Raw genomic sequence first — 26762 nt, forward strand, 5'->3', positions numbered from 1 at the left:
TTCGATACCTGTAAGTGTGAATGCCTTTGCGGCGGAACGGGTATCCCGGAACAGCAGGACCCGATGCGGCGAATGGCAAATTCTTGCCGCTTGCTCTAGCAAGCACCACTGCTAGCGCGCTATCGTGGTCTGGAACACAAAGGAGTGCTCGATGCTGGTGAAGCTGCCCGAGGCGGGCGCCGACGCGCTGTCCGCCCCCTTCCGCACCGGACTTCGGTCCCGCACCTATCGGACCGAGTCGCTGAACGCGCGCCGCCCCGATCAGGTCATCCCCGTCACCACCGCCGACGGCGCCCGGCTGCGCGTACACGCGTACGGCCCGGCCGACGGCGAGGTCATCGTTCTGATCCACGGCTGGTCCTGCGCCATCGAATACTGGAACCCGCAGATCAACGCCTTCGCCGGTCCCTACCGCGTGGTCGCCTACGACCAGCGCGGCCACGGCGAGAGCACCGCGGGCACCCGGCCCTTCGACTCCCAGCAGCTCGCCGACGATCTCGTCGACGTGCTCGACGCCGTCCTGAAGCCCGGACAGCGCGCCGTGCTGGCCGGTCACAGCATGGGCGGCATGACCATCCAGGCGTGGGCGAAGCACTACCCGGAGCAGGTCACCGAGCGCACCTCCGCCGTCCTGCTGGCCACCACGGCCGCCCGGCAGATTCCCGGCCGCGCCACGGTGCTGCCGCTGTTCAACGATGTTGTCCCCGCACCGGATTGGCTGGCGAAGGTGCTGTTCGGCACCCCGGTGCCGCTGCCCGGCGGCAAGGCCGTGAACGTACTCGCCAAGAACCGGCTGATGAACCCGACGGCGACCGCGGACCAGACCGATTTCGGCCTGTCCATCGTCCGCTCCTGCCGCCCGTCGGCGCGCGCGGCCGTGGCCCGCGGGCTGCTGAAGCTCGACTTGTACGGCGCCGCAGCCAATCTGGCGGTACCGACCAGTGTCATCGCCGGATCGCACGATCGGCTGCTGCCGGAGGTGCACTCGCGGGAGATCGCCGAGACCCTCGACGCCGCAGGCTATCTGGACCGCTACACGGTCCTGCCCACCGGTCATCTCGTGAACATCGAAGCCGAGCAGGCTTTCAACACCGAACTGCACCGGGTGATCCGGTCGGGCCGCCGTGGCCTGATCGCCGCCGCGGGGTAATCGCGAATATCGGATAAACGAAAAGGGTGCTCCCGCCGTGCTTTTGCACGAGGGAGCGCCCCTTCTGTGCGCTACGTGAAATGCGCTACGAGAAGATGACCGTGCGCCGGCCGTGCACGAGTACGCGGCCCTCGAGATGCCAGCGCAGTCCCCGCGCCAGCACGACTCGCTCGATATCGCGGCCCTGCCGGACCATGTCGTGGGCGGTGTCGGCGTGGTCGATGCGGGTGACGTCCTGCTCGATGATGGGCCCGGCGTCGAGTTCCGGAGTCACGTAGTGGCAGGTGGCGCCGATGAGCTTCACGCCGCGGGCGAAGGCCTGGTGATAGGGCCGGGCGCCGACGAAGGACGGCAGGAAGCTGTGGTGGATATTGATGGCCCGTCCGGCCCAGTGCTCGCACAGTTCGGCCGGCAGTACCTGCATGAAGCGGGCCAGCACGATGGCGTGCGGGTCGTGCGCGTCGACCAGTTCGCGGACCTGGTCGAAGGCGGGTCCGCGTTCGGCGGGGTCCTTGGGGAAGTGCACGTAGTGGAATTTGATGCCGTGCGCTTCGGTGATGCCGGCCAGGTCGGGGTGATTGCCGATGACGGCCTCGATGGTGGCGGGCAGTTCCCCGCTGGTGGCGCGGCCGAGCAGGTCGTGCAGGCAGTGCCCGTCCTTGCTGACCAGCAGTACGGCGCGGCGTTTCTCGCCGGAGTCGTGCACCTGCCAATCGGTTTCCGGCCCGAGGTCGGCGGCCACGGCCTCGAAGCGCTCCCGGAGTTCGTCGAGTCCGAACGGAACGGTCGCGGCCTTGATGGCCTGCCGCGTGAAGAACCAGCCGGTGTCCAGGTCGGAGTGGTATCCCGCCTCCACGATCGACCCGCCGAATTCGGCGATGAACGAGGTGATGCGGGCGATGATGCCGGGACGGTCCGGGCAGCCCAGGGTGAGCACGTAGCGGCGGTCGTCCGGGGTGGAACTCATCCGCCCATCTTCCCAGCAACCCCCCGGCGCAGGGTCACAGGGGCTCTCCCGCCTCCCCGGGCCTCAGCGCGCAGCCGGGTGCCGTCGGAGTTGGCAGGCGGGCCGGCGGCTGGGTGCCGAAACCATTCCGGGGGTACCCCTGGAGTTACCCGGACCGCTACGAAATCAGTCGTCGCGTTACAAAACGTAGAACGGGTCGGCGTAGTGGAACTCGCCCTTGATCTCCGAGTCGTAGGCGGACAGCGGGCGTAGCTGGAAGTGGCTGGACCAGGAGGGCCGGTCCGGGAGGATGCCGAGGCGGGTGCCCGGGACGAAGCCGAAGCGCGGGTAGTACTCGAGGCTGCCGAGCAGGCCGACGAGGGGTTCGTCGAGGGCGTCGGCGGCGCCCAGCACCGCGTGCATGAGGGCCGAGCCGACACCGGCCCGCTGATAGTCGCCGCGGACGCCGATCGGGCCCAGTGACAGCACCGGGAACGGGCCGACGCCGGCGCGGGTCAGGCAGACGTGGCCGACGATGTGATCGTGGTATTCGGCGACCATGGACAGGGTCGGCATCCAGGCGGAGGAGTCGTCGCGGAGTTGCCGGACCAGGCCGACTTCCGGGGGATCGGCGGGGAGGCCGGTCGCGTCGACGGCGGCGTTCGCGGACTGGCGGGCGAATGCGCTGCGGTGCACGGCGTCGATCGCAGCGGCGTCGCCGGTACGTTCACGACGGATCAGCACATCTACGAGTGTGCGGGACGGTGGTGGCGGCCCGCAACGAAATTGCCAGGGATATGCCAAACTCGGGGCTCATGGCACAGATTTCCCGTCGCGAGGTGGCGGCGATGATCGATCACACCCTGCTTTCCCCGGATGCGACGCCGGCCGACGTGGCCGCTTTGATCGAGGAGGCCCGCGAGCTGGGGGTGTTCGCGATCTGCGTATCCCCGTCCATGCTGCCGGTGCGGGCGCCCGGCCTGGCGGTGGCCACGGTCGCGGGTTTCCCGTCCGGCAAACATCATTCGCTGGTGAAGGGGGCGGAGGCCCGGCTGGCGGTGGAACAGGGTGCGGCCGAGGTCGACATGGTCATCGATGTGGGCGCGGCGCGCGCCGGCGATTACAACGCGGTCCTGGCCGACATTCTCGCGGTGCGGGAGTCGATCGGGGACCGGGCACTGCTGAAGGTCATCATCGAGGCGGCGGCCCTGAGCGATGACGCGATCATCGAGGTGTGCCGGGTGGCGGAGCAGGCCGGCGCCGATTTCGTGAAGACCTCCACGGGTTTCCATCCCGCGGGCGGTGCGAGCGTGCACGCGGTCGAGCTGATGGCGAAGACGGTCGGCGGCCGGCTGGGCGTGAAGGCGAGCGGTGGTATCCGCACCGCGGAGCAGGCGGCGGAGCTGATCGCCGCCGGGGCGACCCGGCTGGGACTGTCGCGTTCTCGTGAAGTGCTGGAGGGTTTTCCGGCCTGAGGTAGCAGAAAAAGGCGCTCCTGCATCGGTTTTCGGGCCGATGCGGGAGCGCCGTGTCGTCGGGGCTAGCAGCTGGTGGGGGTCTGCCCGTTGACGGGCTGCAGGGTGGTCTGGCCGCCCTTCAGGGTGACGTGCAGGCCGTCGCTGGTGACCTGAACACCGGTGGGCACCAACCCCATCGGGTAGCTCTGCAGGCTCTGCGTCATGAGGTCGACGATGCCGGACACCAGGTCGGTGGGCAGGCCGAAGCCGAGCAGGGACGCCGATTGGGTGTCGACCTCGATCTTGTCGCCGACGATCTTCGGCTTCACCTGCAGCTGCGCGATCCCGCCGAGCACACCGAAGCTGAGGGTGCCGGAGTTGGGGTCGGAGGTGCCGTTGGAGACCAGGCCGCCCAGCGTCTTCACGATGCCGTCGTTGCTCCAGGTGACGTCGGCGGTGGAGCTGCCGATGGTGGCGCCCTGATTGCCGTTGTCCTTCACGTCGACATCGTCGAAGGTGGCGTGCACGACCATGCCCTGCGCGGGCCCGAACTTGGTGTCGTCGCTGTTCACCGTCACCGAGGAGACCTTGCCGTCGAACATGGTGAGCAGCAGCGGTTTCCAGCCGAACGAGACGTCGATCTTGGAGCCCATCTGCTGTTCGAACTGCGAGCTGATGCAGTTCTCGACCTTGTGGCGGGCATAGGCCTCGCCGCCGGCCAGTCCGCCGACCACCAGCAGCACGGCCACGATGGCGACGATCAGCAGCGTCCGGCGTTTCCGTCGCATACCCGACGGACCTCCTTGCCCGCCTGCGGGATTCGCCGGGGGCGGCGGTGTCCCGGGCGGTAGTTGCGAGCTGCCCGGCACGGTCGGCGGGTTGGCGGCGGACGAGTCGAGCACGCCCGTGCCCTGCGGCCCGAATCGGGCGGTGTTCCCCGCGCCGAACTGCGCGGTGGCCTGCGGCGGCGCACCGGGTGGCGGGACGGCGCCGGGCGCGTAGGCGGCCTCACCGGGGTGCATGACCTCGGTGGGCTGCGCTCCGGTCTGGTCGCCGGTCGGTATCACCGCGGTGGCGCCGTCGTCGCCGGCCGGTCCCTGCCCGGGTAGCTGCGTCGTCGACTCGTCTTCGGTCCCGTCGATGCCCGCTGCGCGATTGATCGCGTCTTCCGAGGGGGGTTTCGCCATGGCGCCGATTCTTCCCGAGCTTTCTGTGCGGTCTCTGAGCTTCCGATGAGGTGTCGGCTCACTCCCGGCGGATTGTGACATAACACACAAGGTGTCGGCGTAGCCTGATCTCCATGGAGGGGATGGCGGCGGAGCCCGATCCGGCGGACGGTTGGCTGGCCCTGCAGGACATGGCCGCCCGTCATGCCGGGTATTTCACCACCCGCCAGGTGCTGCGCACCGGTTGTGAAACCTGGATCCGGGACGGTCTGCGCGACGGCACGGTGGTGCGGGCGGGGGTCGGACTGCTGCGGCTGGGGGAGTGGCCGGACGGTCCGCTCGACGAATACGCCATGTGGTCGGCCTGGTTCGACGGTGCGGCCGCTGTGTCGCATCACAGTGCCGCCGAATTGCACGGTCTCGGGCGGCTGCGGCCGCGGTTCGTGCATCTGTCGGCCCGGGTGGGCCGGTTCCCGCTGTCGCCGCGGCTGGTGGTGTTGCGGCGAGCCTTCGCGCGCAAGGATGTCGAATCGGCGGGAGCGTTCCTGGTGACCACGCCGGTGCGGACGGTGCTGGACCTGGCCGATGCCGGGATCGGGCAGGCGGCCCTGGACGAGGTGGTCGCGGATGCGGTGGCCATTCACCGCTGTGCTCGCGCCGAAATCCGTGCTGCCGGAGCAGAATTGCCGCCCTCGACGGCTGCCCGGCTGCATCGGGCATTGATGCGTTCCTGATCCCGGCGCTCGGGCAGCCCTGTCTCGCGGTTTCCCGGACCATTGCATTTTCGCAAACCGGTAGGTCGTTCGAGTTTTGCGCGGCCGGGTTTCGTGGCATCGTGAGCTCTCATGGGGACGGTCGGTGCTGGCGTGTGGGATCTGGTTTTTCCGCCGGGGCCACCCGATCGGATAGCGGATATGTTCTCGGCCGCCGTGGTCGCCGATGCCGTACGGGCATTCGACGCGGATCTCGCGCAGTCGGTGGAGACCTGCCGGGATTGGCGGCGCGACTATCACCGCGTGTTCCGGGGCATGACGGCGCTGGCCGTCAGCGCACCCGCGATCTCGCTGGGCATCGCCGAGGCGGGTCTGGCGTCGGTGCGGCACATGCTGCGCTTCGCGGCGGGCTGGGAGGTCAGTCCGCTCGATGAGGTCGATGTGGACGCCGAAGCCGCTGGGGCAGTACTGGATACGGGGGAGATCACCGGAGCCGCCGCGCCCGTGACCCGGCTCGAGGTGCCCTGGCGTGGGCGGCTGCTGGCCGGGCCGGAACTGTGCGGGCAGCTCGCCGATTGGCAGGACCGCGGGATTCTGGAACCGGAATTCGTGACTGCGGCCGAATCCGTCATCGAACATCCGGAATGGTTGCGGCTGCCCGGTTTCCGGGTCACCGTCACGGGCGCGGAGGCGGAACTGGGGCCGCTGCAGCCGCTACTGACCTGGGGCGCGGACGTACTCACCGTGGACCGGCCGGGCCGGGCGCGCTGGGCGCGACTGCGCGCGCTGGCCGAGGCGGGCGCGGGCACCCTGCGATTCCCGGTGTCCGAGGCCGGGCCCGGCGTGGACATCGCCCGCAGCTTCCCGGCACTGACCCGCTGGATCACTACGCATTCCGATGCGCGGCCGGCGCTCGGCCTGTACGCGGGCCGTCCGGGTGCGGCGGGCGTGCGGGTGGCGGCGGCCTCGGATGTGCTGGCCGAATCCGTGCTGCGCCGGCATCCGGACGCCGCGCTCGCACTGCTGGGTTCACCCACCGACACGTACGCCGTCCCGGCCTCCATCGTGGCGGCGGCCCGTGATCATCTGGCGCAGCGCGGTATTCGCGGCACCACCCAGGACCTGCTGCACCGAGTGGCCCCCACCTCCCTGTATCGCCTCAACTACACGCGCCCGATCTTCGACGCGGAGGGCGGCGCCTGGGGCCTGTTCGACAACCTGCCGTCCCTGGCAGGCCCGGGTTACGCCCTCGCGCAACGCCTCCCGCGCTGGCGCGCCGTACTGGCGCAGGCGGCGGGACATCCGGTGTCCTTCACGGTGGCCCCGCCCGCCTGGACCGCCACCCTGTCCCGCGAGAGTGGCTGGCGCACGGCTGCCTACCGCGCCGCCACCCGCTTCGGCATCGAGATCTTCGACCCGGACACCGCCCGCACCCTGCTGGCCGCCAAGCTGGTCGCCGACCTGATGAACCCGGAACCCGCTGCGGCAGCGGCCAATCCGGAGGCCCTGTTCGCCACCGGCGCCGCTCACGGCGGCCTCTGGCGGCAGCCCTTCGCCCCGCGCTCCCTGCTCGCCCCGGCGGCCGTCTCCGGAGCGGTTCAGGAAGTTCGCGAGCGGGCCCGTGGGCTGCTCGGCGGTGAGGGATCCGACGCGCAAGCGTGAATGGTCCGGCCCCGTTCCACAAGCTCCAATGATCCGCGCGGTGTTGCGCGGATCATTGCAGCCTGCGGCCGGCCAGACTTGCCTCTGCGTGAGGCTGGCGTGTGGGGGCCGTTGAGTAACAGGGTATCTCGGGCCGGGCCGGAGGGACTATGACCGTGGTGCGACCGCTGACCAGGGGACGGTCAGGAGGTTGTCGCGGAGGCGGCGGCGGTAGGGGCGGAGGGGGAAACCCTGGTGGCGGAGGAGGTTTGCGGCGTGCCGCCAGCGGGCGCGGGGGCCGTAGGGGGCCAAGGGGGCGGCGGTGGCCCAGGCGCGGTCGGCGGCGGTGAGCAGGGTGTGGATGGGTTCGCCGGGGATATTGCGGTGGATGAGGGCCTTGGGGAGGCGTTCCGCGATATCGGAGGGTTTTCCTACGGTGAAGGGGTCCCAGGCGAGAGTGAGGGAGAGGGGGCCGGTGCGGTCCAGCAGGATCCAGGCGCAGCGACGGCCGAGTTCGTCGCAGGTGCCGTCCAGCAGCAGGCCGTCGGGGGCGAGGCCGTCGAGGATGGTGGACCAGGCTGCGGGGACGGCGGATTCGGGGTATTGGCGCAGCACATTGAAGGCGCGCACCAGGGTCGGGTGCAGGCCGGCGAGTTCGAAACCGCCGCGGGCGAATTCGACGCCGCCCTGTGCGGGTACGACGCGTTCCGGATCGATCTCGAGGCCGACCACCCGCAGATCGGTCCGCACGGTGCGGAGGCGGGCGGCCAGCTCCAGCGTGGTGACCGGCATGGCGCCGTAACCGAGGTCGACGACGAGCGGATCGGCGGCGTCGTGCAGCCGCCGGATCACCAGGGGGTCGTGTACCAGCCAGCGGTCGCTGCGACGTAGCCGGTTGATGCCGGTGGTGCCGCGGGTGATGGTCCCGACGGGTTGCGCGGCGTTCCGGCGGCCGGTCAGCCGGTGGTTTTCTGCTGATCCAGCCAGCGCTGTGTCACCTCTGCTTCGGCGCGGAACAGGTCCACCAGATTGACCAGCATGAGCTGTTCGAGCCGGCGCCCGAAGAACGGGATGAACACCTCGGTCCGGGAGGAGGTCCGCAGGGTGCAGCCGGTGTCGGTGGGGAACAGGTGCATGGTGCCGCCGAGATTGCCGGGGCCGCCGGGGATTTCGGCGGTGTATTCGCCGGTCACCTCGGGTCCGAAGGATCCGTAGCGTTCCCGCCGGGTGATCACCATGTCTTTGCGCACGAGGGCCTGCGCCATTTCCGGCAGGTTCTCGCGCGGCAATACGTGCCGCAGTTCGATCTCGATGCCGTCGTCGCCGGCTTCGAGGTTGACGATGTCGTTGGGGGAGTGCTTCCGCAATTCCTCGATGCGCGCGTCCCAGTGGTCGCGGTTCCTGAGGGCCGCGTACACCTCCTTGGTGGTGTGCAGCGGATAGCGGGCGGAGTAGTCGAGTCGGCGGGGCACGGTCGCTCAGGTTACTGGGCGGATGCTGTGCATGGTGCGATCTTCGCTAGTGCGAGCCGAGCCACTCGTCGGTGAAGACGGCTTCGCGCTCCAGCAGCTCGGTGAGGTGCTGCTGCACGGCGGCCTCGATCTTCTTGCCGAAGAGCGGGATCTTCACCTCGATGGAGGCGTCGACCACGAAGGTGGAGCCGCTGCCGTCGTCGGTGACAGTGAGGGTGCCGTTGATGGTGGCGGGCGCACCGTCCACGTAGGCCTCGACGGTGCCGCCGCTGCCGTGCCAGATCTCGGTGCGCGGAATGACCAGGCCGTTGGGCTTGATGGCGGTGATCTGCGCGGGCAGTTCCTCGGCGGGGATGGTCTGCACCATCTCCACACGCACAGTGTCGCCGTCGATGGACAGTGATTCGATGCGGGCGTTGGGTCCGCCGACCGCCTCCATGCGGTCCTTCCAGTACTGCTCGCTGGCGAACGCCGCGCGCACGGCGGCCATCGAATGTGTGGAGTGCGCAGTGAAGGCCAGAGGTGTCGCCATGGGCAGACACGCTACCGTCTGTCCTTGTGCGTACTTCTCGGGTGGTGTCCTTCGACGACCTGCGGGACCGGCTCGCGGCGACCGGTACGTGGCTGCGCGCCGCGGTGCCGCTGGCGGAGCTGACGACGCTACGGGTGGGCGGCCCGGCCGTGGTCGCCGAGTGCACGACCACCGAGTCGCTGGTGGCGACGGTCCGCGAGCTCGACGACGCGGGCATTCCGCTGCTGCTGATCGCGGGCGGCTCGAACCTGCTGATCTCGGACGAGGGCTTCCCCGGCGTGGTCGTGCGGATCGCCACCACAGGCGTGCAAATCTTCGGCACCGCCCCGGCGACGAGCGGCACCAGCACGGATTCCGCGTCAGCGGGCGTGGGGACCGCCGCCGCGACGCGGGTGAAGTCTGCGACCGCACCCGCGGAATTCGAGGCCGCGGGCGCGGCGGCTGGTGAGCCGTTCGTGGTCGCGGACGCGGGCGCGAAGTGGGATGACGTGGTCGCCGCGACGGTGGACGCCGGGTTCGGCGGGCTCGAATGCCTGTCCGGTATTCCGGGTTCGGCGGGTGCGACGCCGGTGCAGAACGTGGGCGCGTACGGCGTGGAGGTGGCGGGTTTGCTGCGCCGCGTGCGTTTGCTGGACCGGGCTTCCGGTGAGATTCGCTGGGTGGAACCGGGCGAGCTCGGATTCGGTTATCGCACTTCGATTCTCAAGCACAGCGATGCCGCGGTGGTGCTGGCGGTCGAATTCGGTTTGCGGGCCGATGGTTCCAGTGCGCCGCTCGAATACCGTGAGCTGGCCGCGGCACTGGGTGCGACCGAAGGCGAGTCGCGTCCGGCGGCGCTGGTGCGCGCGGAGGTGCTGCGTTTGCGGGCGGGCAAGGGCATGGTGCTGGACGCGGCCGATCATGACACCTGGAGTGCGGGCTCGTTTTTCACCAATCCCGTCATTCCGGACGACAAGGTGGCGGCGGTACGTGAGGCGATCGCCACATCTGTGGGTCCCGATGTGTCGGTACCCACGTGGCCGGCCGACGGCGGGGTGAAGTTCTCCGCGGGCTGGCTCATCGAACGCGCCGGTTTCGGCAAAGGTTTCCCGGGTCCGGAGGCGCCCGCCCGGCTGTCCACCAAACACACTCTGGCGCTGACCAATCGGGGTGCGGCCACCGCGGCGGATCTGGCAGAGCTGGCGCGCACGGTTCGCGCGGGGGTTGCCGAGCGCTTCCACATCGGTTTGGAACCGGAGCCCGTTACCGTCGGCGTGCAGCTCTAGCACGTGATTTGCCCCACGGTTTCGGCGTCCGGGGTACTCGGTTTGCGCGGGTAGTCTCGGGCGCGTGAGCAATCGAGGACTGTCCCGCCGGGCGGCCATGCGGGCCGCGCTGGTGGCGTCGGCAGCTGTCGTCGCCGCGTGTTCGACATCGGGCAAGAGCAGCGGCCCCGCCGCGCCCGCCGTTCCCGCCGCCAAAGTGACCTTCACACCGGGTAACGGGACCGGCGATGTCAGCCCGACCGCGCAGGTCTCGGTGTCGGTGGCCGACGGCCGCATCGATCAGGTCGCGCTGAGCAACCCGAACGGCAAGCAGGTAACCGGCACCTTCGATCCGGCTCGCAGCAAATTCACGGTGAACGAGGCCCTCGGCTACGGCGTCACCTACACCTGGTCGGGTACGGCGATCGGCACCGACAACAAGCCGGTCCCGATCGACGGCAAGTTCACCACCGTCAAACCCAAGGCCACCTCGCCGGCCACCATCAATATCGGCGACGGCCAGGAGGTCGGCATCGCGGCGCCGATCATCCTGCAGTTCAAGGGCCACATCGACGACAAGGCCGCGGTCGAGAAGGCGCTCACCGTCACCGTCACCCCGGCCGCCGAGGGTTCCTGGGCGTGGCTGCCCGACGCCAACGGCGGGTCCCGCGCGCACTGGAGACCCAAGGAGTACTGGGCGCCCGGCACCGCCGTGCACGTCGGCGCCAAGCTGTACGGCCTGGACATGGGTAGCGGACTGTTCGGCGACTCCGACCTGACCTCCGACTTCAAGATCGGCCGCTCGCAGATCGTGAAGGGCCACGCCCCCAGCCACCGCGTCCAGGTGGTGCGCGACGGCGACACCGTCTTCGACTTCGCCTGCAGTTACGGCGAGGGCAACGAGGACCGCAATGTGACCCGCACCGGCATTCACGTGGTGACCGAGAAGTACGAGGACTTCACCATGTCGAATCCGCCGTTCTACACGAACGCGCGGGAACACTGGGCGGTCCGCATCTCCAACAATGGCGAGTTCATCCACGCCAACCCGGAATCGCTGAACGCGCAGGGCAGTTCGAACGTCACCAACGGCTGCATCAACCTCAGCCCGACCGACGCGCAGGCCTACTTCCCGACCGCCCTCTACGGCGACCCGGTCGAGGTGACGGGCACCCGCATCCAGCTGTCCGCCGCCGACGGCGACATCTACGACTGGACCATCGACTACGACGACTGGAAGGCCATGTCCGCCCTGGCCGGCGACCCCAAGTCCGTGGTCTCCGCCACCGCGGTCCCGCCGCAAGCGCCCGGTGGCCAAGCCCCCGGCGCCCGCTGACACCCGCCCGCGCTCGATCCGCTGCACCGGACGGCGAGCGCGGATATCTTCTTCACCGGGCGGTGAGGAGGATTCGTGGTCGCGAGTAGAACGACAACGGCCGCAACCGATCCCGATCTCGGACGGGCCCTGAGCCCGTCCGAACGCTGGTTCTGGGTCGTCGACCGGATCTCCCCGTCGAACTGCTGCGGGCGCATCCGGCTGCACGGGCGGGTCGATCCGGCGAGTCTGGAACGGGCCGCTGCGGCCCTGGTCGCGGAGTACCCGCTACTGCGCCTGGGTATTTCGGCTCCTGGTAATCGTGATCCGCGCCTGATTCCGGTCACTGCTCCGCGAATTCCGCTGCGCCGCCTCGAATCCGGCGATCCGGATGAGTGGCTGCGCGAGCTGGATGCGGAGATGGCCGAACCCTTCGACGCCGGTACGGGCCTGGCCCGCCTCGTCGACATCGTGAATGCCGCGGACACTGCCGGCGAAACCCACGACATCATCCTGACGATCTCGCACATCATCGCCGACGGCCGTTCGCTCATGGCGGTACTGCGCAAACTGATCACCTACGCCGCGACCGGCGAATTCGAGGCTGCCCGTACCCCGATCCCGCCGTCCGACGAGCTGATTCCCGCTGCGGCGCGCGGATTCTGGCGCTATGCGTACACGACGCTCTACGACCAGGTGGCTGCGCTGCTGCTGCGGCCGAGGCGGCTGATCGGCCCGGCTCCGGTGCCACTGCCGGATCGGCGCACCCGGATCGTGCACCGTTCGCTCACGGCGGACCAGCTGTCCGCTCTGGTGAGTGACTGCCGTGCGGCGGGTGTGACCGTGCACGGCGCACTCGCGGCCGCGGTGGCCCGATCGATCGGCGCGGCAGCCGATTCCGGCCCGCGTGGCGTCGCGGGAATCGGGTCGCCGGTGGACTTCCGGGGGCTCCTGGAGCCCGCGCCGGAGCCGGACGAGCTCGGGATCTACGCGCCGGTTCTGACGGGGTTCGTCCCGTTCGGAGCGCGGGTTTCGCTGTGGGAGGCGGCCCGGGCGGTCAATCGGCAGGTGGCGCGCGGGGTGCGGCAGCGGCGGCATCTGGCGACGGTGGCGGGCATGCGATTCGGGGCGCCGCGCACGGTGGCGTCGGGGTGGCGGGTCGCGGAGATGGTGGATCGCCGGGCGCCCTGGAACGTGTCGGTCACGAATCTGGGCCGGGTGGAGTTTCCGGAAAAGGCCGGGGAGTGGCGGCTGTCGGGGTTGGTGCTGGCGGCCGGGAATTCGTGCGTGAGTGCCATGACCGTCGCCGTGGTGACCGCGCACGACGAGCTGCACATCGGGTTCTGCCATGTGGATCGGATATTGCCGGAGGCCGCCGCAGCGGCATTTGCTGACGATGTGCTGGCGGCCCTGCTGGACCGCCCGGCACCGTCAGGGCAGTGACTGCGCGAGCCGCGTGCGCAGGGCCGCGCGGTCGGGTTTGCTGGTCCGGCCGCTGACCGGGATCTCGTCGACCACCACGATCTCGTCGGGGAGCGCGGAAACATCGATGAGTGCCGGTAATTCGCGTCGCAGCCGCGCGGCGATATCGCCGGCGTCCGGGTCGGCGACCACCGCGAGCACGATCCGCTCGTCGCCGATCTCGTCCGGCAGGCCGACCATGATCGCCTGCCGCACACCGGAAACCGTGCAGACCGCCGGTTCGTAGAGGCCCGGATAGATATTGGTCTTGCCGCGGATCATCATGTCCTTCTTGCGGCCCATGAGCACCAGCGTGTCCCCGTCGAAGCGTGCGAGATCGCCGGTGGCGATCTCGGTGAGAGATGCCTCGCCGAGGTAACCGCGGCACAGATTGGGGCCCGAGAGGATCAGTTCGCCGTCGTCCGCGATGCGCGCGGTGACACCGTGTACCGGCGCACCGAGCGGATCGCCCGCACCCTCGAACTCGAGTTTGGCGACACCGGAAGTGATTGCCACGGGCAGGATTTCGGTCATCCCGTAGATGGCGAGGAATTCGCACTCCGGCAGTGCTGCGCGGGCTCGCCGCAGCAGTGCGGTGGTTACCGGCGCCCCGCCGAGGGAGATCTCGCGCAGCCCGCGCGGAACGGCAAGCCGCCCGGATTCGATGGCTCCCAGCACCACCGCCAGATCGGCGGGAGTGAAGAAGGCATGCGTCGCGGCGTCCAGTGTGCGTGCGAATCCGATCGGATCGATATGCGTCCCGAACCGCGGATATCGGGGCATGGACCAGCGCGCGCCCGCCATCAGCGCGGGCAGCCCCATCATCAACTGCTCGGTGTGCAGATGACCGCCGGGTCCGAGACTGCTGCGCCCAGCCATGGCCGCCAATCCCGCGCCGAGCGAACCTCGCGTGTGCGCAACGGCCTTCGGTGCGGCACTGGTGCCGGACGTGAAGACGATGAGCGCCTCGGCCGCCGGATCGGCCACCGTTATGTCCGCTGATGTTCCGGAACCGAGCAGCTGGCCGAGAGGTATCGAACCCGGCGGTGTGCCGGGCAGGCGCAGCCCACTGTGAATGTGCCGCACCGGAAGATCCGCGAACGCGGGCAGCGACAACCCCACCGTGCGCCCCACCCGGTTCAGGGGTCCACTCAGCAGGTACAGCAGCGATTCCGTCGCCGCCCACGCCGGCCGCACCAGATCGATTCGGCGCGTGAACAATTCCGGCCCGACCCCGGGATCCACGAAGACGATCGCACCGCCTGCGGCGATAGTCCCGAACACCAGCGTCACGGCGTCCACGCAGGGCCGGATGGAGAACAGCATGCTATCTCCCGGCCGGAATCCCTTGTCGTGCAGTCGTTTCGCAACGGTCGCTATGCGGTTCTCGAGTTCGGCGTAGGTGAGTGGCTGCTCGCCGATCATGCCGAGTGCCGGTGCGTCCGGCTGCCGTCGCACCTGTTCGCGCAGTAGGGCGAGGAAGTCGGCCGGTGCTCCGCTCACCGGATATCCACCATTTCCGGCTTGTACCGGTGGTCGGCGTACCAGGCGAGCGTCTTGCGCACGCCCCAGGCGCGCACCCGCCGGTTGGATCCGTACACCCGCACATCCCGGCGCAGCCCGTAGTCGGTGGTGAGCATGCGGACGGCGTTCACGAGGGCCCGGTCCTCGTGCAGGTCCTCGATGGCGGTGCGCGGGAATCCACCCGCCGCTTCGTACAGTTCGGCGGTGATGGCCATATTGCAGCCGGGTGTCATGACGTACGGCCCGAGGTAGCGCGGGTCCTGGTTGCCGGGCCGGAATTTGCCGAAGGTGGAGGCGACTTCCAGCGCGGTGCGGATGATCTGCCGGTCGATCCAGCGCACGCCTTCGTCGGTGCGCGGGATGAGTTGCCCGCTGACCAGCCGCAGTCCGGTGTCGAAGGCGGCGTTGAGGCGGGCGGTCCAGTCGGGTGCGGGCAGGCAGTCGGCGTCGGTGCGGGCGAGGCGTTCGCCGCCGGCGGCGATGGCGTGGCGCATGCCGGTGTCGGCGGCCGCGCCGGTGCCCTTCTGTGGTTCGTCGATGACCTCGATGCGCAGGCGGGGGTGTGATTCGGCGAATTCGCGCACCACTTTGGCGGTCAGGTCGGTGGAGTTGTTGTCCACCACGACCAGTGTGAAGTCGCCATCCTGCTGTCCCGCGAGGGCTTCGAGGGTGGCGGTGATGCCGTTTTCCTCGTTGTAGGCGGGCATGATCACCCAGAGTCTGCTCATAGCTCTCCTCCCGCGGTATAGATCGCCGCGAACCCGCTCAGGGTTTCGCGGGCAGGCGGTAGGCGATGGCGGCGGCCGACGGTCCGGCGCCGGCGGCCACGAACAAGGCCAGGTCGGCGTGGTCGAGCCGGCCGTTGTCGCGGGCGCGGAGATAGGCGGCCGGGAGGGCGGCGGTGTGCGCGTCCAGCCGCGGGGTGGCGGTGTCGCCGGGGTCGTCGTCGGTGCAGACGGCGGTGGCGGGCAGGCCGAGCCGGGCGGCGAGCAGGGCCGGGAATTCGGCGGTGGGGGTGCCGCACAGTAGTACGGTCCGGTCGGCCGGAACGCCGGCCACGTCGAGGGCTTCGCTCGCGGCCGTGACGGCGTGGTGCAGGAGTTCCTCGATATCGCCGGGCCGGTCGACGATGATCTCGGAGCGTCCGGTGGCGCCCATCTCGGCGAGCCGCAGATAGCCTTCGGCGGCGGGCCGCGCGTCGGTGGCGCTGATGTGCAGTGCCCCGAATCCGCCTGTCCCCGGGATGTTTTCGAGCACCATGGCGGCGCCGACGGGTTTGATCGGGAATCCGGGTTGCGGCTCAGGGGATTTCGAGGGATGGGCGTCGCCGGCGACCACGACCACGCGGTGCACGGTGGGCGCCTCCAGCAGTGCCTGGCTCACCTGCACGGCATTGAGCACGCCGCAGGCGCCGTTCATGAGATCGAAGGACAGGCACGGCACTTCGCCGCTCTTGTACTCCAATCCGATCCCGGCCTGCTGCTGAATGAGCGCGGACATGGCCGGTTCCACCATGTTCGAGTCCCGGTAGACGCCGGTATTGATGAGTGCGTCGATGTGTTCCGGGGTGGTGCCGGCTTCGGCGATGGCGTGCCGGACGGCGGCCGCGGCCTGTTCGATGGAGGAGCCGCCGCCGATTTCCACGGCGACGGAAGAAATTACGATTCCCATGATTGTCACACCTGTAGATCGCCGAGAGTCACCGAGAGGAACCCGGCTACCACGCCGGAGGCCGCGGGCACCATCAGTACTTTCGCCCCGGACGTTATCCGCTGTTGTTTGAGCGCGTCGTGTAATACCACGAAATGCGAGGTGGAGGCGGTGTTTCCGTATCGTTCGAGGACGGCCGGGCCGGGTGGCACGGTGGCGTCGAATTCGCGTTCCGCGATCTTGTTGATCAATTCGACGGCGGGCGCGCTGAATTGATGATGGATCACGTAGTCGTAGCACTCGTCGGCGAAGGTGCTGTTACGGGACTTCAGGAAATCCTGTTGCCGCGTGGTCCACAGCAGATAGCGCTGTTCGTTGTGCATGGCGCGATTGTCGGTGTACAGCGCGATTCCGGAACTGCGGTCGCTGGGCATGCCGAGGCACAGTTGCGCGAAGGCGGCGCTGGTATTGAGTTCGATGTAGTCGATGCCCTCGTCGGGGGTGCCGTCGCCGTCGAGGACGACGGCGGCCGCGCCGTCGCCGACGGTCAGGGACGCGAACTGCGGATCGTATTTCTCCGACATCTCGCGGACGGCGGTATCGGCGATGGGGGTGATGTATTCACCGGAGACGACGAGTCCACGTTTCACGATGCCGGCGCGAATCATGCGGTCCAGCACCAGCACTCCGCTCAGCATGCCCGCGCAGGCATTGGAGACGTCGAAGTGAATGGCGTCGGCGGCGCCGAGTTCATTGCGCAGCATGAGCGCGAAGGAGGGTTCGACGGTGAACTCGCCGTCGCGAATGCGGGTGATGGAGCAGGAGATGATCACGTCCAGGTCCGCGGCGTCGTACCGGGAATTGTCCAGGGCGCTGCGCGCGGCCGCGGCGGCCACGCTGAACGAGTCCTCGTCCGGGGCGCAGCGCCGGCGGTGCCGGACGCCGCTGACGCGTTCCAGGTCGATGGGGGAGTCGACGGCCAGTTGTGCGAGCAGTTCCGCGGTCGACACCTCGGTGGCGGGGAGATACGCGCCCACCGCCTCGATTCGGGTTCTCACCATTGTGTTCTCTTCCGAGTGGGCCAAGGTTGCGGGGGACGCTAGCAGTGCCGCGATCACCGATTTGAAAAATCTCCTATTCAGATCGTGTGAGGTGAACTACATTGCGCACCAACACCTTTTTGGCGTACAGAAGTGTTCGTAGGATCGACGGGAGCCCTCATGATCAGCACCGCGAAGCGACACGAACTCACCCTGCTCGCAGCCGGACAACTTTGGCTGCCCCTGCTGCTGCTCGCCGGGCAGGCCGCCAAACCCCTGCGCAAGGTCCCCGCCCTCGGCTGGCTCGTCGGCGATCCGCTCACCGCCCGCCGGATCTACAATGACGCAACGCATTTCAGCATCGTGTCCGAGGGCGCGGTCGGGCACTGGTGGGCACAGGTCATCGGCGAATGGGTGGACGACCTCTTCGAAGGCCCCGGGCACAATGCGCTACGCGCCAAATCCCGGGATCTGTTCGCCGCCAAATACACCGACGCGCTGGTGCAGCGCGTCATGGGACCGGCCTTGAAGGAAATCTCCAACGACCTCGCCGTCGGGAAGACCGTCGACATCGCCGAACGCGCCCGGGTCCTGGTCGGACGCAGCGTCTCCGACCTGGTCGGCATGGAACCCGGTGATGTCGCGGGCATCTTCGGCATCCCCGGGACCGGCGACCCGGACGAACCGTTCCGGGTGCTCTTCGACCACGTCGAGGAACTGGTGAACCTCGGGCTCGGCACCATGGCCTCCACCACCCTGGACCCCGATGCCGTGGCCCGCGCCCGCACCCTCGCCCGGCAGCTCGCCACCTCCGTGCCCGCCGCCTACGAACGCGCCGACACCGACACCACCCTCGGCCGCTGCCGCGAACTCGGCCTGGAACTCGAACACGCCTCCGGCCTGTCCATCCTCATGGCCGTCGCCGGCACCGACACCCTGGCCAGCGCCATGACCCGCATGGTCGCACTACTGCACGACAGTGGCGGGCATCGCGGCCTGCTCGCCGCCCCGGAACGAATGCCGGACGCCGTGCGGGAAACCTTGCGCGTCACCAGCCCGGCCTACCTGGTGGGCCGGTCCGTCACCGCACCGGTGGAAATTGCGGGCCGCCGGCTGGTTCCGGGGGATCACGTCAAGATCCTCACCTGGAGCATCAACAATGCGGTGGGGGACTTCGACATTCACCGCGACTATGTCCCCGAGACGCGCCAGCTGTGGTTCGGCGGCGGCCGTCATCTATGCCTCGGCGCCCAGCTCGTCCACTCGGAACTCACCGCGCTGCTAGAGGCGCTCACGGTCAACGGCCGCCCGTGGGAAATCGTCGAACGGCGTTACCGCCGAAAGGTTTTCATCCCCACCTATGAGGCGCTGAAGATCCGCCTGAACTGAAAAGAAGCGCCCCGCACGAAGACTCGTGCGGGGCGCATGATCCAGGGGAGCGGCGGGGGCTCGGACGCGCGTTCAGCTGCGGCGGGCGAAGCGGCCCGACTCGGCCTGATCGCGCGGCTTCACGACGATGGTGTCCAGGTCGACATGCGACGGGCGCGAGGCGACGAAGCCGATGATCTCCGCAATGTCCTGTGCCACAAGGGGATCGATGCCCTCGTACACCTTGTTCGCGCGCTCGGCGTCGCCGCCGAAGCGCACCAGGGAGAACTCGGTCTCCACCGCGCCCGGCGCGATCTCGGTGAGCCGCACCGGCTTACCGAGCAGCTCCCCGCGCAGCGTCCGGTGCAGGATCGCCTGCGCGTGCTTGGCCGAGGTGTAGCCGGCGCCATTGTCGTAGTGCACGAACGCGGCCACCGAGGTGACGGTGACGATCAGGCCGTCGCCGGAGTCGATCAGCTTGGGCAGCAACGCCTTCGTGACGCGCAGCGTGCCGAGCACATTGGTCTCCCACATCCAGCGCCAGTCGTCCAGATCGGCCTCGCTGACCGGCGCCAGGCCCTTGGCGCCGCCGGCATTGTTGACCAGCACATCGCAGCGCTCGACCGCCTCGGTGAAGGCGCGCACCGATTCCTCGTCGGTGACGTCCAGCTGCAGTGCGGTGCCGCCGATCTCCGCCGCCAGCCGCTCCAGCCGGTCGACACGCCGCGCGCCCACGTAGACGTGGTAGCCCTGCTTCGCGAGTTCGCGGGCGGTGGCTTCTCCGATACCCGAACTGGCTCCGGTCACGACGGCGCTACGAGTGCTCATGCTCCTGAGCTTAAGTGCGGCGAGTCCGTCCTTCTCATCGCGCCCGTCGCCCCGCCGCCGGTACCGGCGGCGGGGCGCGCTTTCGGTTTGCGCCGACGGATAGCCTCGGTCGTATGGCTATCAGGGAAGCGGCGAGTGCGGACGGAACCACCATCGTTTACCGGGTCACCGGTCCGGAGGGCGCGCGACCGCTGGTCCTGCTGCACGGCTGGGCGGGCAACCTGCGCAACTGGGGACAGGCGGCCGACGACCTCGCCGAGCGGTACCGGGTGATCGCGGTCGATCTGCGCGGCCACGGCTACTCCGACGCTCCGGAATCCGGTTACGACGATCCGAAGAACTGGGCGGCCGATATCGCGGCGGTCCTCGCGGCCGAGGGCATCACCTCCGGCGCGGTCCTGCTCGGCTGGTCCTACGGCGGCATCGTGCTCAGCGACTACCTGACGGCTTACGGCACCGGCGCGGTCGCGGGCGTCATCTATACGGGCTCGCAGGCCAATATCGGCCGCGACGTCCCGGGCGCGGTCACCGGCCCGGCCATGCAGAAGGCCATCCCCGATGTCTTCTCCGACAGCGCCGGCCACGCGAACCGCGGTTTCGCGGCCTTCGGCAATGCCAATACCGGTCCCGGCCACGACAAGGGTGAGGACGCGCAGCGCCTGTTCGGCGGCAGCCTCGCCACCCGCCCGCGCGTGCGCAAGGCCCTCTTCTACCGCACGGTCGACAACACCGAGATGCTGCGCACCCTCGATGTCCCGGTCCTGGTCCTGCACGGCACCGCGGACCCGGTCGTGCAGATCGACAACGGCCGCTACATCGCGGAGACCGTCCCCAATGCCCGGACGTCCTTCTGGGAAGGCTCCTTGCACGGCCTGTTCATCGAGGATCCGGCGCGCTTCGTGGCCGAGGTCACCGCATTCGTGGAGGACCTGCACTGAGCGCCGCGGCGTGCGCCCAAGACCCCTGAGCTCCACGCGCTTTCGCGCTCCGGGGGGGTCGGGGGTGAAGCCCCTGAGAACTGCGAGAGTTGTTGTGATCGACCTCACTTGGGAAGGTAACCCATGCATGGACTGTTGAAGCATCCATGCACACTGGAGTGGTGAGTCTCAGCGCCGACCGACGGCCCGATCGGATTGCCGTGCTATCGGTGCATACCTCCCCACTCGCCCAACCGGGTACCGGTGATGCGGGCGGCATGAACGTCTACGTGCTGCAAACGGCCATCGAACTGGCCAAACGCGGCACCGAGGTGGAGATCTTCACCCGCGCCACCTCCTCCAACGACGAACCCGTGGTCGAGGCCGCGCCCGGCGTCCTGGTCCGCAATGTCGTGGCGGGCCCCTTCGAGGGTCTCGACAAGCACGATCTGCCCACCCAGCTGTGCCCGTTCGCCGCCGAAGTGCTGCGTTCCGAGGCCCGGAACCTGCCCGGCCACTACGACCTCATCCACTCGCACTATTGGCTGTCCGGTCAGGTCGGCTGGCTGGCCCGGGACCGCTGGCGGGTGCCGATGGTCCACACCGCGCACACCCTGGCCGCGGTCAAGAACGCCTACCTCGCCGAGGGCGACTGTCCCGAGCCCGCCGCGCGGGAGATTGGTGAGAAGCAGATCGTCGCCGAGGCCGACCGGTTGGTCGCGAACACCGCCGAGGAGGCCCGGCAACTCGTCGAGCTGTACGGCGCCGACCCGGACCGCATCGACGTGGTGCTACCGGGCGCCGATCTGACCCGCTACCGGCCCGGTGACCGTGCCGCCGCCCGCGCCGAACTGGGCCTGTCCCAGGACGAGCGCATCGTCGCGTTCGTGGGCCGCATCCAGCCGTTGAAGGCCCCCGACGTCCTGATCCGCGCCGCCGCGCAGGTCCTCGCCGAGGAGGCCGCGCAGCCGTACCCGCCGCAGCGCCCGCTGCGCGTGCTCATCGTCGGCGGCCCCTCGGGCAGCGGGCTGAAGCGCCCGGACGCCTTGATCGAATTGGCTTCCGCGCTCGGCATTTCCGATCGCGTCACCTTCCTGCCCCCGCAGCCGCAGCACCGCCTCGTGCAGGTGTACCGCGCCGCGGACCTGGTCGCGGTGCCCAGTTACAACGAATCCTTCGGCCTGGTCGCCATCGAGGCGCAGGCCAGCGGCACCCCGGTGCTGGCCGCCGATGTGGGCGGGCTGAGCACCGCCGTCCGCGACGGCGTCTCCGGCCTGCTGGTCCCCGGCCACCGGACTCCGGTCTGGGCCGCCGCCCTGCATTCCCTGCTGGACGATCCGGATCGCCTGCGGCTCATGGGCGCGGAAGCGGTCGAGCACGCCGCCAACTTCTCCTGGGGTCACACCGCCGACGGCCTGCTGGACAGTTATGCCGCCGCGCTGTCCCGCCCGCACACCCATCCGGGCCGCGCCGGTAGCGTGCACAACGACAGCAATCAGGCCAGATCGCTGACCCGTCCTGGTGGGAGCCCGTGGGGAAAACATGGGGAACTCGAGCCGGCACGGCGGCGGCGGACGGGAGTCGTGCTCCGATGAGCGATGCAGAGGTTTCGAGTGAGCCGGGCGATATCAGCTCGGTCGCCGAATGGACGCCCCGCCCGCACGAGAGCAGCGGCGGCCTGAACGACGAAACCTCCCGCGCCACAGCGCAACTCATCGAGGAAACGCTGCGCGAACGCGAGATCGAATACACCCGCGACGCCCCCGACCTGTTCGTGGTGGTGCTGCCCGGGGAACGCAAACTCAAGACCGTCATCGGTGTCACCGTCGGCAAGCACGGCACCCGCATGGAGTCCTTCGTCTGCCGTAAACCGGACGAGAACTTCGAGGGCGTCTACAAGTTCCTGCTGCGCCGCAATCGCCGCCTCTACGGCGTGGCCTACACCATCGACCGGGTCGGCGACATCTATCTGGTCGGCCGCATGGCCAATCACTGCGTGACCGCCGATGAACTCGACCACTGGTTCGGCCAGATCCTCGAGGCCGTGGACGCCGATTTCAACACCCTGCTCGAACTGGGTTTCGCGGAATCCATTCGCAAGGAATGGAAGTGGCGCGTCTCCCGCGGCGAATCACTGAAGAATCTCCGCGCATTCGAGCACCTCGTCGAGGCCGCGATGCCGGTTGATGGGACACCAGGGTTCCCCACGGGCTCTCAAAAGTAGAACGCGCAGTCGGGCATAGACCGACTTTCTCCTGGGACCCGATCCGGTCGGGCAATCCTCTGGCTGAGCGCTCGCGACGGGATAGGCTGCGCCTGTGGTGGCTATTGCACTGGATATCGGAGCAACGAAATTCGCTGCGGGAATCGCCGATTCGGACGGCAGCGTTCGTGACGTGCGCCGCGTTCCGGTCCCGGAAACGGGTGTCTGGGCGGCCTGCCGCGGTTTGCTGGAAGAGGTGGCCTCGGACGCCGAGGTCACCGCGGTCGGAATCGGTTCGGCGGGCCCGGTGGATGTGCCCTCGGGCGTGACCGGTCCGCTCAATATTCCGGAATGGGCCGCCGGTTTCCGCATTGTGGACGCGGTGCAGAAACTGTTCCCGCAGGCCGCGATTCGTTTCGCCATCGACGGTGTCTGCCTGGTGCTGGCCGAACAGCGCCTGGGTGCGGCGCGCGGGGTGTCGAACGTCCTCGCCTTGACCGTTTCGTCCGGTGTCGGCGGCGGCGTGATCTCCGACGGCCGAGTGGTCATGGGCCGCACCGGTAACGGCGGCCACATCGGTCACATCATCGTCCCCGGTAACGAGGAGCCCTGCGCCTGCGGCGGATTCGGTTGCCTGGAGGCCGTGGCCAGCGGAAAGTCCTCGGTGCGCTGGGCCCGCCGGCACGGCTGGGAGGGTGAGACGGGCGTCGAGCTCGCCGCGGCCGCGCATGCCGACGACCCCATCGCCCTGGAGACCATGGCCCGCGCCGGCACCGCGCTGGGTACGGCCATCGCCTCCGCGGCGGCCCTGCTGGATACCGATCTGGTGGTGGTCGGCGGCGGGTTCGCGCAGTCCGGCGAACCCCTGTGGAAGCCGCTGCGGGAGGCCGCCGCGGCGCACGCCCGCCTCACCTTCCTCCGCGAACTCCGCGTGGTCCCTTCGGAATTGACGGACCAGGCGACCCTCGCCGGCGCCGCCCTCCTGGCCACCCAACCAGCCTGAAACCGGAAAAATCGCACGTGGGAAGATGTGGGCCATGACGTACACCCTGGTATTGCTGCGCCATGGCGAGAGCGAGTGGAACGAGAAGAATCTGTTCACCGGCTGGGTGGACGTGCATTTGACCGCCAAGGGTGTGGCCGAGGGCAGGCGCGCCGGTGAATTGCTGGCCGAGCACGGCATTCTCCCGGATGTGGTCTACACCTCGTTGCTGCGCCGCGCGATCAGCACCGCCAACAATGCGCTCGACGCCGCCGATCGGCACTGGATTCCGGTGGTTCGCGATTGGCGCTTGAACGAGCGGCATTACGGCGATCTGCAGGGCAAGGACAAGGCCCAGACCAAGCAGCAGTACGGCAACGAGCAGTTCATGCTGTGGCGTCGCAGCTACGACACCCCGCCGCCGCCCATCGCGCTCGACTCCGAGTACAGCCAGGACGGCGACCCGCGTTACGCCGGCATCGAGGTGCCGCGCACCGAATGCCTGAAGGACGTCGTCGCGCGCATGGTCCCGTACTGGGAGGACACCATTGCCGCGGACGTGCGCGCGGGCAAGGTCGTTCTCGTTGCGGCGCACGGTAATTCGCTGCGCGCGCTGGTGAAGCATCTGGAGAACATCTCGGACGAGGAGATCTCCGAGCTGAACATCCCCACCGGCATCCCGCTCAAGTACGAGCTGGACGAGAACCTGCGCCCGATCGGCAAGGGTGAGTACCTGGACCCCGAGGCCGCTGCCGCCGGCGCCGCCGCGGTGGCGAATCAGGGTGGAAAGTAACAAGTTTCGGAAAAGCGCCGCGGCCGTTATTCGGTCGCGGCGCTTTTATTTTGCCCGAAAGCCGTTGTGATATGGGTCTCAGTACGGCACCGTAGGGTATTTCATTGTGCCGCAATCGAATTTGCCGAACTATTGCTCGTTTAATTGATTTATGTGTAACCGGGGTTTGCAACTTACTGCGGAGTAGATATGCTCTCGATCGTTGTTGTCAGCGAGAGGTAGATCACGTTCGATGAAGCACGCGCTACGGGTCACCGGCATTGTCGCCGCGGCCGCTCTGCTCCTTCCCCTGACCGCCACCATGGCGAAGGCCGATGCGGCGCCCCGGCCCACGGGCCCCGACGGTGGTGCGGCCGGCGCGGCCTGGACCGCCGCCGAAGACGGTCAGCAGCAGTACCCGAACGTCGCCATTCAATGGGACGTGCCGATCACCATGAGCGACGGCACCGTGCTCAAGGCGAATGTCTACCGTCCTGCCGACGCATCGGGCCGGGCCATCGACGCCCCGACGCCGGCGATCGTCAATATGACGCCCTACACCAAGCTGGTGTCGAACCTCGCCGACTCGGCCTTCTCCATCCCGGGCCTGTCGGACGCGCTGCTCAATGTCTTCCGGAACATCCGCTTGGACGGCACGCCGCTCACCGGTTTCGGTGAACTGCTCAATGCGGCGGGCAACGGCGAACTCCGCAACTTCTCCGTCGACCGTCAGCTGATCAAGTCCGGTTACACGCAGGTCGTCGTGGATGTGCGCGGTACCGGTTTCTCGCAGGGCCAGTGGGACATGCTGCGCGGCCGCGAGCAGCAGGACACCGTCGAGACCATCGACTGGGCCTCGAAGCAGTCGTGGTCGGACGGCAAGGTCGGCATGAACGGCCTGTCCTACTCGGCCATCAACCAGGTGCAGGCGGCGGAGCAGAATCCGCCGGCGCTGAAGGCCATCTTCCCCATCGTGCCCGGCAGCGACCTCATCGACGACGTGCTCGCACCCGGCGGCGGCTTCGGCTTCAACTTCATCCCGCTCTGGCTGGGCGCCATCAACGGCCTCAAGTGGGTGCCGGACCTGGCCTCGATCGCCAAGGGCGCCTTCGACTTCAAGTGGTTGCAGGACCGCACCGCGGACCCGTTCACCTACCTCGACGTCCTGATGTCCGCGTACACCAGCACCACTATGGATCAGCTGGACCCGCGCGTGAAGCAGATGCTGTCCGACTTCACCAGTGAGCGGAAGGACTGGCTCGGCGATCCCAGCAGGATCACCACGCCGACCTTCGTCACCGGCGGCTGGCACGACCTCTTCACCTACTCGGAATCCAAGATCTACAACCAGATTCCGCTGCCCCCGGGCCAGAAGCAGCTGCTCATGGGCGACACCTACCACGTCACCTCGGGCGCCGACGTCAACCGCCCCGGCGGCCCGCCGCGCCTGGACGTGCTGCAGCGCGCCTGGTTCGACAAGTGGCTCAAGGGCATCGACAACGGCATCGACACCTACGGCCCGGTGACCCTGCGCCAGCAGGGCGGCGGCTGGACCACCCAAGGCGGATTCGGCCCCAGCGCACCGGCTTCCGAGGCCGCCGATCACCGCCGCATGTACCTGTCCTCGCAGCGTTCCGGCACCGCGAACAGCGTCTACGACGGCTCGCTCACCGGTGACGCCAACGGCGACAACGACAGCCTCACCGTCGCGCCCGGCCTGACCGCCATCTGCTCCAACGACGCCGCCCAGGCCACGGCGGGTGTGCTGAACCTGATCGACGTGTGCGCCAAGGACTCCCGCATCGCCGAGTCCAATGCACTCACCTTCACCAGCGCACCGGTCGCCGAGACCACCACCATCTCCGGCCCGGTCGCGGTGCACCTCAATACCGTTCAGGACGCCGCCGACGGGTACTGGACCGTGACGGTCAACGATGTCGCTCCCGACGGTCAGTCCACGGTGCTGACCTCCGGCCAGCTCATGGCCTCGCTGCGGCAGGTCGACGAGGACCACAGCAGTCGCGACAGCAAGGGCGATTACACCGACCCGCGCGCGTTCACCTCCCTGGACAAGCGGCAGCTGACCGTCCCCGGTGAGGCCACCACCCTCGATATCGCCCTCGGCGCCACCGAGGCCGTCCTGCAGCCGGGCCACCGCCTGCGCGTCGACGTCTTCGCCGGCAACTTCCCGAAGGGCCTGCCCATCCTGCCCATGCTCGTGGACACCGGCCTGAAGCCGGAGCATGTGCAGCTGGATCCGAACAACCCGAGCTATGTGAATATCCCGGTCCGCGGTCGCACCGGCTGGTGATACCGCCCCACCGGGCCTGATACGCCCCGGGTGTGCACAACGGCGTGCACACCCGGGGTTTCTTCGTTGC

25 protein-coding genes are annotated in these 26762 nt (G+C 68.6%); 14 read left to right on the plus strand and 11 right to left on the minus strand.

Going from position 1 to position 26762, the window contains the following annotated elements:
• Nucleotides 1-151 precede the first annotated feature (151 nt).
• Entirely contained in the window at nt 152-1150 is a 999-nt protein-coding gene (locus ACH438_RS37800) for an alpha/beta fold hydrolase (protein ID WP_397014426.1), read from the plus strand.
• 85 nt (nt 1151-1235) lie between these two features.
• Here the strand turns inward: ACH438_RS37800 and purU are convergent, their stop codons facing one another.
• Together purU and ACH438_RS37810 are read right to left on the minus strand one after the other, a co-directional pair.
• Complete coding sequence (gene purU, locus ACH438_RS37805; RefSeq protein ID WP_397014428.1) at nt 1236-2117, minus strand: formyltetrahydrofolate deformylase; 882 nt, start codon at nt 2115-2117, stop codon at nt 1236-1238.
• A gap of 177 nt (nt 2118-2294) precedes the next feature.
• A complete protein-coding gene (locus ACH438_RS37810; protein ID WP_397014430.1) occupies nt 2295-2840 on the minus strand; it encodes a GNAT family N-acetyltransferase in 546 nt (181 codons plus the stop codon).
• 71 nt (nt 2841-2911) lie between these two features.
• Between ACH438_RS37810 and deoC the strand changes: the two genes are divergently transcribed.
• Nucleotides 2912-3571, plus strand: coding sequence for a deoxyribose-phosphate aldolase (gene deoC / locus ACH438_RS37815; protein WP_397014432.1), 660 nt, complete (start codon nt 2912-2914; stop codon nt 3569-3571).
• Between the two features lie 65 nt (nt 3572-3636).
• Here the strand turns inward: deoC and ACH438_RS37820 are convergent, their stop codons facing one another.
• Entirely contained in the window at nt 3637-4740 is a 1104-nt protein-coding gene (locus ACH438_RS37820; RefSeq protein ID WP_397014434.1) for a DUF2993 domain-containing protein, read from the minus strand.
• Between the two features lie 113 nt (nt 4741-4853).
• On the opposite strand from ACH438_RS37820, the gene ACH438_RS37825 reads away from it, so the two are divergent.
• Nucleotides 4854-5453, plus strand: coding sequence for a hypothetical protein (locus tag ACH438_RS37825; protein WP_397014436.1), 600 nt, complete (start codon nt 4854-4856; stop codon nt 5451-5453).
• A gap of 180 nt (nt 5454-5633) precedes the next feature.
• Nucleotides 5634-7094: a hypothetical protein gene (locus ACH438_RS37830; protein ID WP_397014438.1), complete on the plus strand. Its 1461-nt coding sequence runs from the start codon at nt 5634-5636 to the stop codon at nt 7092-7094.
• Nucleotides 7095-7241: 147 nt separating this feature from the next.
• Here ACH438_RS37830 and ACH438_RS37835 read toward each other — a convergent pair whose 3' ends face one another.
• The 3 genes from ACH438_RS37835 to ACH438_RS37845 form a co-directional block, all read right to left on the minus strand.
• Complete coding sequence (locus ACH438_RS37835) at nt 7242-7925, minus strand: class I SAM-dependent methyltransferase (RefSeq protein WP_397014440.1); 684 nt, start codon at nt 7923-7925, stop codon at nt 7242-7244.
• Between the two features lie 104 nt (nt 7926-8029).
• Complete coding sequence (locus ACH438_RS37840) at nt 8030-8545, minus strand: DUF2505 domain-containing protein (protein ID WP_397014442.1); 516 nt, start codon at nt 8543-8545, stop codon at nt 8030-8032.
• A 46-nt stretch (nt 8546-8591) separates the two neighbouring features.
• A complete protein-coding gene (locus ACH438_RS37845) occupies nt 8592-9077 on the minus strand; it encodes a DUF2505 domain-containing protein (protein WP_397014444.1) in 486 nt (161 codons plus the stop codon).
• Between the two features lie 92 nt (nt 9078-9169).
• Between ACH438_RS37845 and ACH438_RS37850 the strand changes: the two genes are divergently transcribed.
• The 3 genes from ACH438_RS37850 (at nt 9170) to ACH438_RS37860 (ending at nt 13079) form a co-directional block, all read left to right on the plus strand.
• Nucleotides 9170-10342, plus strand: a complete 1173-nt coding sequence (locus tag ACH438_RS37850) for a UDP-N-acetylmuramate dehydrogenase (protein WP_397014687.1) — start codon at nt 9170-9172, stop codon at nt 10340-10342.
• A gap of 97 nt (nt 10343-10439) precedes the next feature.
• On the plus strand, nt 10440-11657 hold the full coding sequence (locus ACH438_RS37855; protein ID WP_397014689.1) for an Ig-like domain-containing protein: 1218 nt from the start codon (nt 10440-10442) through the stop codon (nt 11655-11657).
• Between the two features lie 75 nt (nt 11658-11732).
• A complete protein-coding gene (locus tag ACH438_RS37860; RefSeq protein WP_397014446.1) occupies nt 11733-13079 on the plus strand; it encodes a hypothetical protein in 1347 nt (448 codons plus the stop codon).
• Here the strand turns inward: ACH438_RS37860 and ACH438_RS37865 are convergent.
• Genes ACH438_RS37865 through ACH438_RS37880 form a run of 4 tightly spaced genes read right to left on the minus strand, consistent with a single transcriptional unit; the run spans nt 13068 to nt 17332 of the window.
• On the minus strand, nt 13068-14600 hold the full coding sequence (locus tag ACH438_RS37865; RefSeq protein WP_397014448.1) for a class I adenylate-forming enzyme family protein: 1533 nt from the start codon (nt 14598-14600) through the stop codon (nt 13068-13070). The two genes, ACH438_RS37860 and ACH438_RS37865, sit on opposite strands and share 12 nt — an antisense overlap.
• On the minus strand, nt 14597-15349 hold the full coding sequence (locus ACH438_RS37870; protein ID WP_397014451.1) for a glycosyltransferase family 2 protein: 753 nt from the start codon (nt 15347-15349) through the stop codon (nt 14597-14599). Before ACH438_RS37870 ends, ACH438_RS37865 begins: the two co-directional genes overlap by 4 nt.
• A 37-nt stretch (nt 15350-15386) precedes the next feature.
• Nucleotides 15387-16292, minus strand: coding sequence for a hypothetical protein (locus tag ACH438_RS37875; protein ID WP_397014453.1), 906 nt, complete (start codon nt 16290-16292; stop codon nt 15387-15389).
• Between the two features lie 5 nt (nt 16293-16297).
• Entirely contained in the window at nt 16298-17332 is a 1035-nt protein-coding gene (locus ACH438_RS37880; RefSeq protein WP_397014455.1) for a 3-oxoacyl-ACP synthase III family protein, read from the minus strand.
• A gap of 159 nt (nt 17333-17491) precedes the next feature.
• On the opposite strand from ACH438_RS37880, the gene ACH438_RS37885 reads away from it, so the two are divergent.
• Nucleotides 17492-18700 (plus strand): cytochrome P450, encoded by a 1209-nt coding sequence (locus ACH438_RS37885; RefSeq protein ID WP_397014457.1) that lies wholly within the window; start codon nt 17492-17494, stop codon nt 18698-18700.
• Nucleotides 18701-18772: 72 nt separating this feature from the next.
• Here the strand turns inward: ACH438_RS37885 and ACH438_RS37890 are convergent, their stop codons facing one another.
• Nucleotides 18773-19507, minus strand: a complete 735-nt coding sequence (locus ACH438_RS37890; RefSeq protein WP_397014459.1) for an SDR family NAD(P)-dependent oxidoreductase — start codon at nt 19505-19507, stop codon at nt 18773-18775.
• Between the two features lie 113 nt (nt 19508-19620).
• On the opposite strand from ACH438_RS37890, the gene ACH438_RS37895 reads away from it, so the two are divergent.
• The 6 genes from ACH438_RS37895 (at nt 19621) to ACH438_RS37920 (ending at nt 26692) form a co-directional block, all read left to right on the plus strand.
• On the plus strand, nt 19621-20445 hold the full coding sequence (locus ACH438_RS37895; protein WP_397014461.1) for an alpha/beta fold hydrolase: 825 nt from the start codon (nt 19621-19623) through the stop codon (nt 20443-20445).
• Nucleotides 20446-20591: 146 nt separating this feature from the next.
• Nucleotides 20592-22019: a D-inositol-3-phosphate glycosyltransferase gene (gene mshA / locus ACH438_RS37900; RefSeq protein WP_397014463.1), complete on the plus strand. Its 1428-nt coding sequence runs from the start codon at nt 20592-20594 to the stop codon at nt 22017-22019.
• Nucleotides 22016-22648: a YbjN domain-containing protein gene (locus tag ACH438_RS37905; protein ID WP_397014465.1), complete on the plus strand. Its 633-nt coding sequence runs from the start codon at nt 22016-22018 to the stop codon at nt 22646-22648. Before mshA ends, ACH438_RS37905 begins: the two co-directional genes overlap by 4 nt.
• Before the next feature lie 94 nt (nt 22649-22742).
• Nucleotides 22743-23630: an ROK family protein gene (locus tag ACH438_RS37910; RefSeq protein WP_397014467.1), complete on the plus strand. Its 888-nt coding sequence runs from the start codon at nt 22743-22745 to the stop codon at nt 23628-23630.
• A 34-nt stretch (nt 23631-23664) separates the two neighbouring features.
• Nucleotides 23665-24402: a phosphoglyceromutase gene (locus tag ACH438_RS37915; protein ID WP_397014469.1), complete on the plus strand. Its 738-nt coding sequence runs from the start codon at nt 23665-23667 to the stop codon at nt 24400-24402.
• A 232-nt stretch (nt 24403-24634) separates the two neighbouring features.
• Entirely contained in the window at nt 24635-26692 is a 2058-nt protein-coding gene (locus tag ACH438_RS37920; protein ID WP_397014471.1) for a CocE/NonD family hydrolase, read from the plus strand.
• Nucleotides 26693-26762 lie beyond the last annotated feature (70 nt).

The sequence above is a fragment of the Nocardia sp. NPDC020380 genome (genome assembly GCF_044386975.1).
Lineage (GTDB): Bacteria > Actinomycetota > Actinomycetes > Mycobacteriales > Mycobacteriaceae > Nocardia.

Bases quoted from the DNA above. Each gene is read 5' to 3' on its own strand.
- ACH438_RS37800 (WP_397014426.1), top strand. From the start codon at position 152: ATGCTGGTGAAGCTGCCCGAGGCGGGCGCCGACGCGCTGTCCGCCCCC.
- purU (WP_397014428.1), bottom strand. From the start codon at position 2,117: ATGAGTTCCACCCCGGACGACCGCCGCTACGTGCTCACCCTGGGCTGC.
- deoC (WP_397014432.1), top strand. From the start codon at position 2,912: ATGGCACAGATTTCCCGTCGCGAGGTGGCGGCGATGATCGATCACACC.
- ACH438_RS37820 (WP_397014434.1), bottom strand. From the start codon at position 4,740: ATGGCGAAACCCCCCTCGGAAGACGCGATCAATCGCGCAGCGGGCATC.
- ACH438_RS37825 (WP_397014436.1), top strand. From the start codon at position 4,854: ATGGAGGGGATGGCGGCGGAGCCCGATCCGGCGGACGGTTGGCTGGCC.
- ACH438_RS37830 (WP_397014438.1), top strand. From the start codon at position 5,634: ATGTTCTCGGCCGCCGTGGTCGCCGATGCCGTACGGGCATTCGACGCG.
- ACH438_RS37845 (WP_397014444.1), bottom strand. From the start codon at position 9,077: ATGGCGACACCTCTGGCCTTCACTGCGCACTCCACACATTCGATGGCC.
- ACH438_RS37855 (WP_397014689.1), top strand. From the start codon at position 10,440: ATGCGGGCCGCGCTGGTGGCGTCGGCAGCTGTCGTCGCCGCGTGTTCG.
- ACH438_RS37870 (WP_397014451.1), bottom strand. From the start codon at position 15,349: ATGAGCAGACTCTGGGTGATCATGCCCGCCTACAACGAGGAAAACGGC.
- ACH438_RS37875 (WP_397014453.1), bottom strand. From the start codon at position 16,292: ATGGGAATCGTAATTTCTTCCGTCGCCGTGGAAATCGGCGGCGGCTCC.
- ACH438_RS37880 (WP_397014455.1), bottom strand. From the start codon at position 17,332: ATGGTGAGAACCCGAATCGAGGCGGTGGGCGCGTATCTCCCCGCCACC.
- ACH438_RS37885 (WP_397014457.1), top strand. From the start codon at position 17,492: ATGATCAGCACCGCGAAGCGACACGAACTCACCCTGCTCGCAGCCGGA.
- ACH438_RS37890 (WP_397014459.1), bottom strand. From the start codon at position 19,507: ATGAGCACTCGTAGCGCCGTCGTGACCGGAGCCAGTTCGGGTATCGGA.
- ACH438_RS37895 (WP_397014461.1), top strand. From the start codon at position 19,621: ATGGCTATCAGGGAAGCGGCGAGTGCGGACGGAACCACCATCGTTTAC.
- mshA (WP_397014463.1), top strand. From the start codon at position 20,592: ATGCACACTGGAGTGGTGAGTCTCAGCGCCGACCGACGGCCCGATCGG.
- ACH438_RS37905 (WP_397014465.1), top strand. From the start codon at position 22,016: ATGAGCGATGCAGAGGTTTCGAGTGAGCCGGGCGATATCAGCTCGGTC.
- ACH438_RS37915 (WP_397014469.1), top strand. From the start codon at position 23,665: ATGACGTACACCCTGGTATTGCTGCGCCATGGCGAGAGCGAGTGGAAC.
- ACH438_RS37920 (WP_397014471.1), top strand. From the start codon at position 24,635: ATGAAGCACGCGCTACGGGTCACCGGCATTGTCGCCGCGGCCGCTCTG.